Raw genomic sequence first — 15,375 nt, forward strand, 5'->3', positions numbered from 1 at the left:
TGTGACAGGGTGTGCCGGTGACACGACCGGCGATCCTGCGAGGGCTGGCCGCCAACCCTGGCCTGGATCCTCTGCTGCTGGCACCCCTGCTCACCGCCGCCGACGCCGCTGCACCGGACGCGCTCGCCCGCCGGACGGACCTGCCGGCTTCGATGGCGCTCGGGCTCGCCCGGCACGCGGACCCGCAGGTGCGCCGGGCACTCGCCGGCAACCCGGCCGCCGCACCGCACGCGTGGCGGGCGCTGGTGCCTGACGGGAACGAGGCGGTGCGGGTCGCGCTCGCCCGCGGGCACAGCGCCGACCACCGCCCCGCGGCCGACCTGCCGCTGCCGGGGGACGCGCAGCTCGCGCTCGCCGCCGACGCCGCCGTCCCGGTCCGGCTGGCGCTCGCGCGGCGGCGGGACCTGGCCGAACCGGCCAGGCTGTGGCTCGCCACCGACCCGTCCGCCGAGGTGCGGGAGGCCCTGGCCCGGTCCTGGCCGTCGCCGCCGGAGCCGGTCCTGCGGCGGCTGCTCACCGACCCGGACGCGGCGGTGCGCAGCGCCGCCGTCTCGTCGGCGGTGCCGGCGGACCTGCTGCCCGGCCTGCTCGCCGACCCCGCCACCCGCGCGGCCGCCGCGCATCGGGCGGTCCTCGCCGACCTCGCCGGGCTGGTGAGCGACCCGGACCCGTGGGTTCGCGAGGGGGTGGCCGGCAACCCGGGCGCGCCGCTCGCCGCGGTGCTGCCGCTCGGCGACGACCCGGTCGAGGACGTCCGCGTGGCGGTCATGCTGCGCCCCGACCTGCCCGATGCCGACCGGTCGCGCATCGCCTCCGGGGTCGAGCCGCAGGATCACCACGTCGCCGACTGGCTGCGGCCCGGGCACGCGTCGCCGGCGGTCCGCGCGGCGCACGCCCGGTCGCCGTTCGTGTGGTGCCGCCGGGCCGTGGCGTTCTCGTCCGACCTGCCTGCCGAGGCCGTCGCGGCGCTGGCCGCCGACGAGGACCACAGCGTCCGGCTGCTGCTCGCCGAGCACCACCCGGACGTCCCTGGCCATGTCCTGCCCGACCTCGTCCGCAATTCCGGCCACGCCCGCTGGGAGCTCGCTCGGCACCCCGCCATGCCCGCCGGCGCCCTGGCGGCCATGGCCCTGGGCGACGACACCGACCTTCGCCGCGTCGCCGCGACCGCCCCGAACCTGCCACCGGCCGTCGCCGAGGCCCTCGCCGGCCACGCCGACGACACCGCCCGGGCGTACGTGGCGGCCAACCCCGCCCTGCCGCTCCCCGCGGTGCTCGCCCTCCTCGACGACCCGGACCCCCGCGTCGCCGAGGCCGCCGCCCGCAACCCGCGCCTGCCGCCCGCCACCGCCCGGGATCTCCTCGCCGCCGGCCCCACCTGACGCGCGGCCGGTCGTCCGGACCCGTCAGGCGGGGACGGTGAGGGTGCCGAGGGCGAGGGCGGCGGCGCCGTAGAGGCCGCCGTCGCGGCCGAGGGTGCTCGCCTCGACGCGGAGGCGGCGCAGGAACGCCATCCCGTCCCGGCCGGCGAGGGCGCGGCGGATGGGGGTGAGCAGGACGTCGCCCGCCGCGGCCACGCCGCCGCCGATCACGACCCGGTCGATGTCACACAGGGCGGCGGTGGTCAGCAGGGCCGTCGCCAGGGCGCCGGCCGCCCGGTCGAACGCGGCCACCGCCACCGGCACGCCCCGCCGCGCGTCCTCGGCGAGCGCCCGCGCGTCGGGAATGGGAGCATCAGCACCGCGCGGGCCGGCGGCACCGTCGTCCAGACCACCGGCGTCCGGCGCGCGGGTGGCCGGGACGGGCGGGAGGTCGGGACGCCAGCCGTGGGCGAGGGCCCAGCGGGTCATCGCCGGGCCGCTGGCGATCGTCTCGACGCAGCCGGTGGCGCCGCAGGGGCAGGGGGCGCCGGATGGGTCGACGGTGATGTGGCCGATGTGGCCGGCGTTGCCGGTCGTGCCGAGCCAGGGGCGGCCGTCGATGACGAGGCCGCCGCCGATGCCGGTGGAGACCACGATGCCCAGCAGAGAGCCCTGCAGGGAGCCGCCGGCCGGGGCCCGCCACCACTCGCCGAGGGCGACGCACTGGGCGTCGCCGGCCATCGTCACCGGCACGCCGGGAACCCAGGAGGACAGGGTGGCGGTGAGCGGGAAGTCGCGCCAGGCGGGGATGTTCACGGGGCTGACCGTGCCGAGCCCCCGGTCCAGCGGGCCGGCCGTGCCGACGCCCACCGCGGCCACCCCGCCGCCGCCCGCCAGGGTGGTGACCAGCTGGCGCAGCACCCCGGTCGGGTCCCGGCCCGCGAGGGGCATCTCGAGACGGTCGCGGATGGCACCGTCCGAGGACACCAGGGCCGCCGCGAACTTCGTGCCGCCGACGTCGACGGCGAGCACGGCGGTCATGGCCGGGCCTCGTTGACGCAGCGCAGCACCGGGTGGCTGAGCAGGTCGGCCGCGCGCAACGACGCGGCGGTGGTGACGGTGAAGGTCGCGGACTCCCCCGGCAGCAGCGTGACGAGCATGTCGTCGACCTCCGCGGCGGGGTCGAGCCGGTCGGGGAACAGCGCCAGCTCCCGCAGGACCGTGGTGGCGGTCACCGTCACCTCGTACCCGCCCGGCACCGCGGTCACGGCACCCTGGTAGGCGGCGACCGGATAGTCCACCGCGGGGTCCTCCTCGAAGAACCGGATCGCCCGGACCGGCCCCGCGGTGGCCACGATCAGCTCCCGCCGCGGGTCACCCGCCGCGGACAGCGCCGGCGGCAGCGGCACCGCGAGCACCGAACGCGGCGGCACCGTCACCGGCACGGACGACGCGGCGAGCACGGCGCCGGTCACCGAGCGCCGGGACAGTTCCAGCGTGCCCGTCCAGGGTGACGCGTCGTCGTTGACGAGCGTCAGCGCGGCGTCCTGGAACGTGAGCAGGCGCGGGGCGTAGACGCGGCGCAGCTCGTACCAGAGCGGCTTGCGCCTGCCGGAGCCGTCGACGGCGGACCAGGAGGTGACCGGCCAGCAGTCGTTGAGCTGCCAGATGACCGTGCCCATGCAGTACGGCATGAGCGAGCGGAACCGTTGGACCCCGAACGACACGGCGCGGGCCTGGTTGAGCTGCGTCAGGTAGTGCCAGTCGTCGAAGGTCGACGGCGCGGGCAGGTGCGCGCCCAGGCCCCGCAGCAGCTTCTCGTTGCCGCCCACGGCCTTCTGGTGGTGGAGCACCCCTGGCGAATCCGGTGTGAGTGGGTCGTCCGAGACGGCCGCCCGCAGCGTCGCGTACACCGGCGGCCCCTGAAAACCGAACTCCGCCACGAACCGTGGGGTGTAGTCCGCATACCGCGTGTAGTCGTCGCTGCCCCAGACGGTCCAGATGTGCACGGTGCCGGTGCTCGGGTCCTTCACGTCCCGGTCGGGCGCGCCGGAGTAGGGGCTGCCCGGCCAGTACGGGCGGCCGGGGTCCAGCGCGGCGACGACGCCCGGCAGCACCGAATGGTAGAGCGCGGCGCCCCAGGTCAGGTCGCCCAGCGAGGACTGCCAGTCCCAGTGCTGATAGCCCTCGATGTTCTCGTTGTTGCCGCACCACAGCACGAGGCTCGGGTGCGGCATGAGGCGCTCGACGTTGTCGCGGGCCTCGGCCTCCACCTCGGCGGCGAGGTCGTCGGGGTAGGCGGCGCACGCGAACGGGAAGTCCTGCCAGACGAGCAGGCCGAGCCGGTCGGCGAGGTCGTAGAAGGCGTCGGACTCGTAGACCCCGCCGCCCCACACGCGCAGCAGGTTGGCGCCCGCCCCGACGGCCTGGCCGAACCTCGTTTCGAGCGTCGCGGCGTCATCGGCGGGGAAGCAGTCGTCGGGGATCCAGTTGAACCCGCGGACGAAGACCGGGGTGCCGTTGACGACGATCCGGAAGGCGTCCGGGTCGATGGTCACGGTGCGCAGCCCGACCATCCGGGACCACGTGTCGTCGGCGGCGGTGACGGTCAGCTCGGAGCGATGCTGCTCGCCGTAGCCGAGCGGCCACCACAGCCTCGCGTCGGCGACGTCGAGCGACAGGGTGGCCGTGGTCGCGCCCGCGGCGACCTTGGTCTCGACGCCGGTGCCGCCGATGGTCGCGGTGACGGCGACGGCCTCCGTCGACGAGGCGCGTTCGATCTCGACCGTGACGTCGACGCCGTCGGCGCGGACCTGGGGGCGGACGGCGGCGAGCCGCGCGCCGGACCACGAGTGCAGGCCGGCGGGCCGCCAGATGCCGGACGTGACGAGGGTCGGCCCCCAGTCCCAGCCGAAGTTGCAGGCCATCTTGCGGATGAACTGGTACGGCTCGTCGTACGGCCCGGGGCGGGCGCCGAGCCGCGCCTCCTCCGCCTCGGCGTACGCGTACGGGGCGGTGAACGCGACCCGCAGGACGTTGTCGCCCTCGTGCAGCAGCGCCGTGGCGTCGAACCGGTAGCGGCGGTGCATGTTGGCGGTCCGGCCGAGGACGGTGCCGTTGAGCTCGACCTCGGCGACCGTGTCGAGGCCGTCGAAGACCAGGTCGACGCGGTCGTGGCCGTCCGGCGCCCACCGGAAGGTGGTGGTGTAGGTCCAGTCCGTCCGGCCGATCCAGCCGAGCCTGTTCTCGTTGTCGTCGAGGTACGGGTCGTCGATCAGCCCGGCCCGCAGCAGGTCGGTGTGCACGCAGCCGGGCACGGTGGCGGGGACGCCGGCATGGTCGGGCCCGGACAGCGTCCAGTTGTCGTGCAGCGCGCGGTACATGCTCAACCCCGTAGCGTTGGTGAACCGAGTAAGTGGAGATTGACGGTAACGGCGGCCGCCACGAACTGTCAACGAGGGGGCGTGAGCGGCTAGCATCGGTGAACCGAGAAAGGCGGCCGCAGGTGAAACGACCGACCATCGCCGACATCGCCCGGGAGGCGGGCGTGTCCAAGGGGGCCGTCTCGTATGCGCTGAACGGTCGGCCCGGCGTGTCCGCGGCCACCAGGGAGCGCATCCTGGCCGTCGCCGACCGCCTGCAGTTCCACGCCGACAGCAACGCCCGGGCCCTGGCCGGCGCGAAGACCAGGGTCGTCGGGCTGACGCTGCGCAGGCCGCCGAGCACGCTGGGGGTCGAGCCGTTCTTCATGGAGCTGATCAGCGGGCTGGAGCTGGAGCTGTCGCGGCAGTCGTACGCGCTGCTGCTGCAGATGGCGCCGGGGCGCGACGAGGAGCTCGCGTTCTACCGGCGGTGGTTCAGCGAGGGGCGCGTCGACGGCGTGCTGGTCTGCGACGTCAACGTCGGCGACCCGCGGGTGAGCACCCTGCAGGAGCTCGGCCTGCCCGCGGTCGTGATCGGCCCGCCCGGCGTCAGCGGGTCGCTGACCAGCGTCTGGAGCGACGACGAGCAGTCCATGGTGGAGGCGGTGGAGTACCTGGCGGCGCTCGGGCACCGCCGGATCGCCCGGGTCGGCGGCATCCCGCAGCTGGCGCACACGGCGATCCGCACGGCCGCGTTCGCCGGCGTGTGCGCCCGGCTCGGGATCGCCGACGCGGTGACCGTCCCGGCGGACTACACCGGCGAGGCGGCCGCGCGGGCGACCCGCAAGCTGCTCGGCGGGGCGCATCCGCCGACCGCGCTGCTCTACGACAACGACGTGATGGCCGTCGCGGGGCTGACCGCGGCCCGCGAGCTGGGTGTGTCGGTGCCGGCCGAGCTGTCGATCGTGGCCTGGGACGACTCGCCGATCTGCCGGCTGCTGCACCCGCCGCTGACGGCCCTGACCCGTGACATCGGCGCGTACGGCGAACTGGCCGCCCGCACCCTGCTCGCGGCGATCGCCGGCGAGCCCGTGACCAGCACACACGGCGCCCCGGCGCACCTCACGCCGCGGGGCAGCACCGCTCCGCCCCGCTGACGCCCGGTCACGAATCGGTTAAGGGCTCTTCCCATTCGCCTGACAACGGTGTCATCCTGCGTTCGCTCGAACTAAAACGCTTTAGACACCCCTTTGAATGGAGCGCCCATGTTCCGCCGAGCACTCGCGGTCGCGCTTGCCCTCTCCCTCGCGGGGTGCGGCAGCGGGACCGACCCGAAGCAGTCCGCCGACGCCGTGTCCCCCACCGACCCCGCCGCCGTCTCCGGCGAGATCACCGTGCTGACCAACCGCACCGACCTCGTCACCGACGGCACCATGCAGAGGTACGCCGGCCAGTTCAAGGCGCTGTACCCCAAGGTCACCGTCAAGTTCGAGGGCGTCACCGACTACGAGGGCGAAGTCAAGATCCGGATGAACACCGAGAACTACGGTGACGTCCTGCTGATCCCCAACACCGTCGTCACCGAGGACTACCCGAAGTACTTCGCGCCGCTGGGCTCCGCCGCCGACCTCAGCGCGAAGTACAGCTTCACCGACAAGGCCAGGGTCGGCGACAAGGTCTACGGCGTGGCCGGCTTCGCGTACGTCAACGGCTTCGTCTACAACAAGGACGTCTGGGCCCAGGCCGGCGTCACGAACTGGCCGACGACGCCCGCCGGGTTCATCACCGCACTGCAGGCGATCAAGTCGAAGACCGCCGCGACCCCGTACTACACCAACTACCACGACGGGTGGCCGCTGAGCTCCTGGTCGCAGGTCGTCGGCTCGGTCAGCTGCGACCCGAAGGCCAACGACAACCTGGTCACGACCAACCCGTGGGCCGACGGCGCCGACCTCGCCACCGGCGACACGCTGCTGTTCGACATCGTGAAGAACAAGCTCTCCGAGGCCGACCCGACCACCACGAACTGGGAGGACTCGAAGGGGCAGATCGCCACCGGCAAGATCGCGACGATGTGGCTCGGCTCGTGGGCGATCGCGCAGATGCAGGACGCGGCGAAGAAGGCCGGCAAGGACCCCTCGGTCATCGGCTACATGCCGTTCCCGAAGCAGGTGGACGGCAAGTTCTGCTCCGTCGTCGCGCCCGACTACCAGTACGCGATCAACAGCCACTCGAAGAACAAGGCGGCCGCCCGGGCCTGGTTCGACTGGTTCATCGACAAGTCGGACAGCGCCACCGTCAATCAGGCGATCTCCGCCGTCAAGGGCGCCCCGCTGCCGCCGGCGATGCAGCCGTTCACCGCCGCCGGCGTCAAGTTCATCGAGCTGTCGCAGGCCGGGTCCGCGAAGCTCACCAAGGTCGACAACGCCTCCGAGGTCGGCATCAGCAAGCCCGACTACCGGCAGAAGCTGGTCGACACGGCCCGCGGCGCCGCACCCGGCGACCTCAAGGGCGTCTTCGCCGACCTGACCAAGCGCTGGACCGAGGCCGCCAAGAACCTCTGACCTTCCGCCGCGGCTTCTGTGGCTCTGTGGCTTTGTGGCTCTGTGTGGCGTCGCTGTCGCGGCGGCGCCACCGTTCATCGGAGTGCCGTGAGAACCCGAATCATCCCCTGGCTCTACCTGCTGCCCGCCCTCGCGCTGCTGGTCGTCTTCACGTACATCCCGGTCGGCAGCATGGTCACCTACAGCTTCACCGACTGGGACGGCCTCGACCCCGACCCCGCGTTCGTCGGCGTGGACAACTACGTGCAGCTCTTCACCCGCCCGGAGCTGTTCAGCGTCTTCGTCGTCAGCGTGTACTACCTGCTCGCCGCCTTCGTGCAGACCGCCGTCGCGATGTACTTCGCGTTCATCCTGAGCTTCAAGCTGCGGCTGCGGAACCTGTTCAAGGGCATCCTGTTCTTCCCGTACCTCATCAACGGCGTCGCGGTCTCGTTCGTCTTCCTGTACTTCTTCCGCCCCGGCGGGACCCTCGACTCGGTGCTCGCGCTGTTCGGCGCGCACCCCGGCAGGCTCTGGCTCGGCGACCCCGACCTGGTCAACGTGTCGCTGAGCGGGGTGTCCGTGTGGCGCTTCCTGGGGCTGAACTTCGTGCTCTTCCTCGGCGCGATCCAGGCGATCCCGCCGGAGCTGCACGAGGCCGCCGAACTCGACGGCGCCAACCGCTGGCACGTGTTCCGGCACATCGTCGTCCCCGGCATCAAGCCGATCCTCAGCCTCAGCGTGATCCTGGCCGTGTCCGGGTCGCTGTCGGTGTTCGAGATCCCGTTCGTGATGACCGGCGGTGCCGGCGACAGCAAGACCTTCGTCATCCAGACCGTGAAGCTCGCCTTCCAGTTCAACAAGTTCGGGCTCGCCTCGGCGGCCGCGGTCGTGCTGCTGCTGATCGTGCTGCTGGTCACGTGGGTGCAGCGGCGTCTGGTACCAGAGGAGAGGACCGACCTGACATGACCAGGGCCTTGAAGTATCTCTCGCTCGTCGTCGCCTCGGTCGTCGTGCTGCTGCCGCTGGTGTCGGTGTTCCTCACCTCGCTGAAGACGCCGGAGGAGATGGTGGGCGGCGGCGACCCCCTGGCGCTGCCGCACGACTGGACGAACCTGTCCAACTACGCCACCGCGTTCACCAACGGGCGGATGCTGACCGCGTTCGCCAACACCGCGCTCATCCTGGTCGTCTCCGTCGCCGGCACGGTGCTCGTCGGCACCCTCGCCGCGTACGCCATCGACCGCTTCACCTTCCGCTTCAAGAAGGTCGTCGTCGGCGCGTTCCTCGTCGCGACCCTCGTGCCCGGCGTCACCACCCAGGTGACCACGTTCCAGGTCGTGGACGCGCTGGGCGTCTTCGACAGCCGGTGGGCGCCGATCCTGCTGTACCTGGGGACCGACATCGTCGCGATCTACATCTTCGTCCAGTTCATGCGCGGCATCCCGGTGTCGCTGGACGAGGCGGCGCGCCTCGACGGCGCCTCCACCTTCCGCATCTACCGCAGCGTCATCCTGCCGCTGCTGCGCCCCGCGATCGCCACCGTCGTCATCATCAAGGGCATCTTCGTCTACAACGACTTCTACATCCCGTTCCTCTACATGCCGTCGGAGGGGCTCGGGACGATCTCCACGTCGCTGTTCCGCTTCAAGGGCCCGTTCGGGGCACACTGGGAGACCATCTCCGCCGGCGCGATCCTGGTCATCGTGCCGACGCTGCTGCTCTTCCTGTTCCTGCAGCGGTTCATCTACAACGGCTTCACCTCCGGAGCGACGAAGTGACGCGTTGTTGGAGAATGGGTTGGTGACGCGACGGCCGACCATCAACGACATCGCCGAGGCCGCCGGGGTCTCGATCGGGGCCGTGTCGTTCGCGCTCAACGACCGGCCCGGCGTGTCCGCCCGCACCCGCGAGCGGATCCTCGCCATCGCCGCCGAGATGGGGTGGCAGCCGAGCGCCGCCGCCCGCGGCCTGTCGGTGTCCCGCGCCGAGGCGATCGGCCTGGTCATCGCCCGCGAGGCGGCGACCCTCGGCGTCGAGCCGTTCTACATGAAGTTCATCGCCGGCCTGGAGACCGAGCTGTCGGCGACCGGCACCGCCCTCGTCCTGCAGGTCGTCGCCGACCACGACCGGGCGATCGAGGCCCTGCGCGGCCTGTGGGCGGCCCGCCGCATCGACGCCACCATCCTCACCGACCTGTGGGCCGACGACACCCGGATCGCCGCGCTGTCGGCGATGGGCCTGCCGGCCGTCCTCGTCGGCCACCCGCGCCCCGGCTCCTCGATCCCCGCCGTGTGGAGCGACGACGCCGCCGCGCTCACCGAGGCGCTCGCGTACCTGGCCGCCATCGGCCACCGGCGGATCGCCCGCGTCGCCGGGCTCGCGGCGCTGGAGCACACCCGCATCCGCACCCTGGCCTTCCGCGCCGCCGCCGCACGCCACCACCTGGACAGCGCCGAGGTCATCGACACCGACTACACCTGGGAGGCCGGCGCCTGGGCCACCGAGCAGCTGCTCACCTCGGCCCGCCCGCCGACCGCCATCACCTACGACAACGACATCATGGCGACCGCCGGCCTGCACGTCGCCCGCAAACTGGGCCTCGACGTCCCCGGCGACCTGTCCATCATCGCCGGCGACGACTCGCAGCTGTGCGAGATGGCGTACCCGGCGCTGAGCGCCCTGGCCCGCGACGTGCACGCCTACGGCGCCAACGCCGCCCGCACCCTCCTCGCCCACCTCGACGGCGCCCCCGCCACCGACTTCCAGGACACCACCCCCCGCCTCCTCCTCCGCGACAGCTGCTGCCCGCCTTCAGCTTCGCTGTAGCGCTGTCACCCGCCTGCGGCCTTCGGCCATGGGCTCGCCGCCCCACCGCTCCGCGGCGGGTCCCGCCGGGGATTCTCACCCGGACCCCAATGCTCGCTTCGCTCGCACTGCCACGCGTGCCGCGGGCAGGACTGCGCGTCCGCGCCCAACCCGGTGGTCGCCCTTCGCTGTGGCTGGTCCTCATGATCCGGAAGACTTTTTGTCGCCAGAGCAGCAACAACCCTTCCGGATCACGGCAAGCTGGGGCCAGCAGCGGACCGGCCTGACGCAGGCAGGCGTTGACCGGACACGCCTCTCCCGTGATCCGGAAGACATATTGTCGCCGGAGCAGCAACAACTCTTCCGGATCACGGAAAGCTGGGGCCACCGGCGGGGGTCGGATATTCTCCGCAGGGCGGCCGGGGTGACCGGCGGGGTGCGGGTGGTGTCGTGGCCGGGAGGGACCGAATGGGGCGGCGGCCGACGATGAGTGACATCGCCCAGCGCGTCGGGGTGTCGCGGGTCGCGGTCTCGTACGCGCTGAACGGGCGGCCCGGGGTGTCCGAGGACCTGCGCCGGCAGATCCAGGACGTGGCGGCCGAGCTCGGGTTCGCGGTGCACCGGCCGGCGGTGGCGATGCACGGGGCGTCCTCCGACGCGGTGGGGTTGACGCTGCGGCGCACGTCGGCGGCGTTCAGCATCGAAGTGTTCCGGCGGCAGCTGATCAGCGGCATCCAGGTGGAGCTGTCGGCGCGCGGGTTCGGGCTGGCGCTGCAGTTCGTGGCGAGTGCCGAGGAGGAGATCGCCGTCCACCGCAGGTGGCACGCCGAGCGGCGGGTCGACGGGGTGGTGCTGTGCGACCTGCAGCACGACGACCCGCGGGTACCGGCCGTCCTCGCGATCGACCTGCCGGCGGTGGTGGTCGGCGGCAGCGGGGAGATCCCGGGCCTGGCCAACCTGTGGACCGACGAAGCGGCGTCGGCCGGGAAGGTCGTCGGATACCTGGCGTCGCTCGGGCACCGGCGGGTCACGCGGGTCAGCGGGCCGCCGGACATGCTGCACACGCAGGCGCGTACCGACGCGATCGCGGCGACGACGAAGGGCACCGCCATGACGGTGACGGTGGTCGCCGCCGACTACACCGGCGACGCCGCGGCGCAGGCGACCCGGCGGATCCTCAGCGGCAAGCAGCGGCCGACGGCGATCGTCTACGACAGCGACGTGATGGCCCTGGCCGGGCTCGGCGTCGCGGCGGAGATGGGCGTCCGCGTGCCGCACGAGGTGTCGATGCTCGCGTGGGAGGACTCGCCGCTGTGCGAGCTGGTCCACCCGGCGCTGACCGTCCTGCGCCGCAACATCGCCGACTATGGCGCCCGCGCGGCCAGGCTGCTGCTGGAGTGTGTCGACGGGCGGCCGCCGCGCAGCGTCCGGTACACCAACCCCACCCTCGCCATCCGGGACAGCACCGCCCCCGCAGCCGCCTGAGCGACGGCGGGGACGGTACACCGGAACCTCACGCCGGCAGGGTCCACCGCTGGTTGGTCTGGCCGTTGCAGGTCCAGATCTGGATCTGGGTGCCGTCGGCGCTGGACTGCCCCGTCGCGTCCAGGCACCGGCCGGTCGCCGGGTTGACGAGGGTCTGCCCCACCCTGCTCCACTGCTGGTGGTCGTTGCCGACGCAGTCCCAGAGCTGGACCTTCGTGCCGTCCGCGTTGGTGCCGCCGGCGACGTCGAGGCACTTGCCGAGGGCCCGGATCGTGCCGTCCGTGCCGACGGTCCACTGCTGCGCGCCGGTGCCGTTGCAGGTGTACAGCTGGACCTTGGTCCCGTTGGCAGTGCCGGAGGCGGCCACGTCGAGGCACTTGCCGGCCAGGCCGGTGATCTGGCCGGTCCCCGAGCCGCCACCGCCGCCGGAGCCGGGCACGGTGAACTCGCCCCGGACCAGGACCCTGCTGTTGAAGTACGTGTTCTGCACGGCCGCGTTGCTGTTGTACGCCGGGTCCGTGAGGTACTCCGCCCACACCATGAAGTACGTCCACCGCGGCTGCGCCTGCAGCAGCGCGACGCTCGGCACCTGGCCGACCTCGGCGAGGGCGATCGGCTTGCCACCGGCGACGTTCAGCATCGCCTGGTAGTCCGACGTGCTCGGCGCGTACTTCACCCACATGTCGAGCGTCGCCAGGTCCACATAGGACGGGCCGGGCCAGTAGTCGGCGATCGAGCCCATGTTGACGTCCTTGACGTTCCACACCCACACGAGGTTGGTGAGGCCCTGGGTGTTGGCGTAGTGGTCGTGCACGATCTGGAAGAGCTTGCGGCTGCCGTTCGCACCCGGCCGGCCGCCCCACCACGACCAGCCCTCGTTCATCTCGTGGACCGGGCGGAAGAGCACCGGCACGCCGGCGCTCTGTAGCTGCCGCAGGTAGGGCACGGCCTCGTTGAGGCGGTTCTTGAAGGCCGTGTTCAGCGACGTACCGTCGGTGACCAGCTGGCTCCACTGAGTGTCGCTCAGGTGGCTGAGCACGCCGGCGCTGTCCCAGCCGCAGGTCGAGCCCACGGTCGGCGGGCACATGTGCCAGGTCAGCGCGACGAGCGAGCCGCCCTGCCACTGGCGGATCGCCTCGCTGACCATCGTCTGGCGGGACGACACGTCGGCGGACTGGAACAGGAAGTCGCCGCCCCACAGGCCCGGCGTCTGGCCGGTGAGCTGCTGGGCGACCCTGGTCCACTTGGTCGGGTCGGCGTTGGGTTCGCGGTTGTGCTGGCCGGTGATGGCGTACTGCCCGCTGATCCCGCTCAGGTAGCCGATCAGCGCGCTGCGGGACGACACGGGGAACGCTTCGGCCGGCTGGGGCCGCGGCTGGGCGGCCACGGCGACGACGGCGGTCACTGCGGTCGCCAGGGCGGTGACGACCACGATCCAGGCTCTTCGCACGGGGGCTCCTTGAAGAAGGTTTACTGAACCGAGTAAGTGCAGGCAACGTACGTCGGCCGCTCGAACACTGTCAATAGAGGTGAACAAATGAAAGTGACGTCGGCCGCTGGAGCCACCTGCCGGTCCGACCGGGGCCTATGGTGGGACCCGATGGGCCCCGATGGTCGGCTGGAGCGTGGATGCGGCTGCGAGCGCTGGAGAAGCAGGTCAGGCGGATACTGGCCGGGCTCGACGTCCCGGACCCGTTCGACCTGCGGGCCTTCTGCGCGTCCGTCGCCGCCGCACGCGGGCGCGACCTGCACCTGCACCAGCTGCCGGCGGCGGGCGTCGACGGCACCGCGTGCGGGCTGTGGCTGTCGACCGACAAGGCCGACCACGTCTTCTACGCGGCCAGCACCGGGTGGCTGCACCAGCAGCACATCATCCTGCACGAGATCGGCCACATCCTGTGCGACCACGTCGCGCCCGCGCCGGAGCCCCCTGTCGGGGCGACGGCCGGGGCGACGACCGGGGACGGGTTGGAGGACGTGACCGCTCTGCTGCTGCCCGACCTGGATCCCGCCACCGTCGCCCGGGTGCTGCGCCGCTCGTCGTACAGCGCCCCCCAGGAGCAGGTCGCGGAGATGATCGCCACGATGCTCAACACGGCCGCCTCCACCGCCGCGCGGCCGACCGCCGCCGACCCGTCACTGGACAACCTGTACGACGCCCTCGCCGAGCCGTTCCTGGTTGAGCGCCGTGGCCGTTGACGCCGTCGATGTCCTCGAGATCCTGGTCCTGACCACGTTCTGGGCGTTCACGATCTGGCGGTTCGCGACGCCGCAGACCCCGCGGGGCAAGGCCATCCGGCTCGTCGTGCTGCTGGCGACGCTGTCGTTCACGTTCAACCGGCGGGAGATCTCGTACGCGACCGACACCCTCCTGCGCGTGCCGGACATCTCGGTCCCGCTGAAGAACCTGGCGACCGTCGCCGCGTCCGCCGGCATGGTCAACATCGTCGGGCTGCTGTCCCCCGACCCGGCCCGGTTCGCATGGCTCCGCCGCGCCGCGTACGCGCTGCTGAGCGTGACCGCCGTGGCGATGACCGTGCTGTTCCTGCTCGCACCGCGCCGCCCCGAGCGCTACGACTTCGTGTACGAGCAGGCCGGCACGCCGCTGGTCACCGCGTACGCCACGCTGACGCAGCTCGGGCTGGCCGTCGGGCTGATCTGCGCGCTGGTGCTCTTCCGCCCCGCCGGCCGGGGCGCCGCGCCGTGGCGGCTGCGGATCGGGATGTGGCTGCTCAGCGCCGGCGCCGTGGTCGGGCTGCTGTTCATGGCGAACCGCATCGTGTACCAGATCAGCCACGCCGCCGGCAGCCGCGCGCTCGACAACCCGGGCGCGCAGTCGGTCTCCCGCATGCTGCTGGCCCTGATGCTGCTGTTCTTCGGCCTCGGCGCCGCCTTGCCGGCACTGGGCGGCCTGCGGCGCTGGACGTCACGCTACGTGGCTCTGCAGCGACTGCGGCCGCTGTGGCGGGACCTGGCGACCGCCGCGCCCGGCGTCGTGCTCGGCGACCCGCCCGGCCGCCTCGGCGAGCTGGTCGCTCTTCGCAGCGTCGAGTTGCGCCTGTACCGCCGGGTCATCGAGATCCGTGACGCCCAGTGGCTCCTCGCCGGCCGCGCGGGCGACACCGACGCCGACGCCACCGTCCTGCGGGCCGCGGTCCTGCGCGCCGGCGGCGGCCCCTCAGCGAACATCGCCGCTCCGCCGCCGGCTGGTGGTGGTGGTCCGGCGACGGTCAGCGACCAGCCGGGACGGCTCGGTGGTCCAGGGCTGAGCGACAGTCCAACGAGCGACGGCGGCCTGGTTTCCGGCGGCGGCTCAGCGGGCAGCTTTGGCTCAGCGAGCGGCGGTCCGGCTTCCGGCGGTGGCCCGGCGGGCGGCTTTGGCTCAGCGAGCGGCGGTCTGGCTTCCGGCGGCGGCTCAGCGGGCGGCTTTGGCTCAGCGAGGGGCGGTCTGGTTTCCGGCGGTGGCGTGGCGGGCGGTGGCTCTTCGATGGCGGACGTCACTGCGACGACGGTCGGTGACGGTGGCGGTGCGGTGGCGCCGGGCTTGCCCCCCGGCAGCGGCCCGGCACCAGCTCTGGGGCCAGCGCCTGTGCATGTTCCGGCACATGCCGCAGGGCGGGCTCCCGGCCCGCCGAACGCCTCCCAGTCGGCCGGCGGGCCCGATGTCGACGCCGAAGTCCGGGCGCTGCTCGGCCTCGCGCGGCGTTACCGCGCCGCGGCCGCTCAGGGCGTCGTGGCCACCCCCGTTGCCTTCGCCGGCCACGACGATCCATTCCACCCGGAAGGATGACGTCAACTTCAGTTTATGGGGCGACA

At 72.5% G+C, this 15,375-nt stretch carries 12 protein-coding genes; 9 read left to right on the forward strand and 3 right to left on the reverse strand.

Annotated features, from left to right (window positions below; all coding sequences use genetic code 11):
* Positions 1–17: 17 nt before the first annotated feature.
* Positions 18–1,382, forward strand: a complete 1,365-nt coding sequence (locus ACFY3L_RS21240; protein ID WP_389326434.1) for a hypothetical protein — start codon at positions 18–20, stop codon at positions 1,380–1,382.
* A gap of 24 nt (positions 1,383–1,406) precedes the next feature.
* Here ACFY3L_RS21240 and ACFY3L_RS21245 read toward each other — a convergent pair whose 3' ends face one another.
* The gene (locus ACFY3L_RS21245; protein WP_389326436.1) at positions 1,407–2,402 is read right to left on the reverse strand and encodes an ROK family protein; all 996 of its coding nucleotides are present in this window, start codon (positions 2,400–2,402) and stop codon (positions 1,407–1,409) included.
* Complete coding sequence (locus tag ACFY3L_RS21250) at positions 2,399–4,744, reverse strand: glycoside hydrolase family 2 protein (RefSeq protein ID WP_389327342.1); 2,346 nt, start codon at positions 4,742–4,744, stop codon at positions 2,399–2,401. The genes ACFY3L_RS21245 and ACFY3L_RS21250 overlap by 4 nt, the downstream gene beginning before the upstream one ends.
* Positions 4,745–4,866: 122 nt before the next feature.
* Between ACFY3L_RS21250 and ACFY3L_RS21255 the strand changes: the two genes are divergently transcribed.
* The 6 genes from ACFY3L_RS21255 (at position 4,867) to ACFY3L_RS21280 (ending at position 11,559) form a co-directional block, all read left to right on the forward strand.
* The gene (locus ACFY3L_RS21255; RefSeq protein ID WP_389326439.1) at positions 4,867–5,880 is read left to right on the forward strand and encodes a LacI family DNA-binding transcriptional regulator; all 1,014 of its coding nucleotides are present in this window, start codon (positions 4,867–4,869) and stop codon (positions 5,878–5,880) included.
* A 108-nt stretch (positions 5,881–5,988) separates the two neighbouring features.
* Positions 5,989–7,287, forward strand: coding sequence for an ABC transporter substrate-binding protein (locus ACFY3L_RS21260; protein ID WP_389326442.1), 1,299 nt, complete (start codon positions 5,989–5,991; stop codon positions 7,285–7,287).
* A gap of 87 nt (positions 7,288–7,374) precedes the next feature.
* Positions 7,375–8,235: a carbohydrate ABC transporter permease gene (locus tag ACFY3L_RS21265; RefSeq protein ID WP_389326445.1), complete on the forward strand. Its 861-nt coding sequence runs from the start codon at positions 7,375–7,377 to the stop codon at positions 8,233–8,235.
* Entirely contained in the window at positions 8,232–9,047 is an 816-nt protein-coding gene (locus ACFY3L_RS21270) for a carbohydrate ABC transporter permease (RefSeq protein WP_389326448.1), read from the forward strand. The genes ACFY3L_RS21265 and ACFY3L_RS21270 overlap by 4 nt, the downstream gene beginning before the upstream one ends.
* A 19-nt stretch (positions 9,048–9,066) precedes the next feature.
* Positions 9,067–10,095: a LacI family DNA-binding transcriptional regulator gene (locus ACFY3L_RS21275; RefSeq protein ID WP_389326451.1), complete on the forward strand. Its 1,029-nt coding sequence runs from the start codon at positions 9,067–9,069 to the stop codon at positions 10,093–10,095.
* 465 nt (positions 10,096–10,560) lie between these two features.
* The gene (locus ACFY3L_RS21280; protein ID WP_389326454.1) at positions 10,561–11,559 is read left to right on the forward strand and encodes a LacI family DNA-binding transcriptional regulator; all 999 of its coding nucleotides are present in this window, start codon (positions 10,561–10,563) and stop codon (positions 11,557–11,559) included.
* 28 nt (positions 11,560–11,587) lie between these two features.
* Here ACFY3L_RS21280 and ACFY3L_RS21285 read toward each other — a convergent pair whose 3' ends face one another.
* Positions 11,588–13,009: a lectin gene (locus ACFY3L_RS21285; protein WP_389326457.1), complete on the reverse strand. Its 1,422-nt coding sequence runs from the start codon at positions 13,007–13,009 to the stop codon at positions 11,588–11,590.
* Between the two features lie 179 nt (positions 13,010–13,188).
* On the opposite strand from ACFY3L_RS21285, the gene ACFY3L_RS21290 reads away from it, so the two are divergent.
* Both ACFY3L_RS21290 and ACFY3L_RS21295 read left to right on the forward strand, forming a co-directional pair.
* Positions 13,189–13,758 carry a hypothetical protein gene (locus ACFY3L_RS21290; RefSeq protein WP_389326460.1) on the forward strand — a complete coding sequence of 190 codons (570 nt, stop codon included), beginning with the start codon at positions 13,189–13,191 and terminating at the stop codon, positions 13,756–13,758.
* Complete coding sequence (locus tag ACFY3L_RS21295; RefSeq protein WP_389326464.1) at positions 13,748–15,349, forward strand: MAB_1171c family putative transporter; 1,602 nt, start codon at positions 13,748–13,750, stop codon at positions 15,347–15,349. The genes ACFY3L_RS21290 and ACFY3L_RS21295 overlap by 11 nt, the downstream gene beginning before the upstream one ends.
* Positions 15,350–15,375: the final 26 nt, after the last annotated feature.

Source organism: Dactylosporangium sp. NPDC000521, assembly GCF_042898305.1.
Classification (GTDB): Bacteria; Actinomycetota; Actinomycetes; order Mycobacteriales; family Micromonosporaceae; genus Dactylosporangium.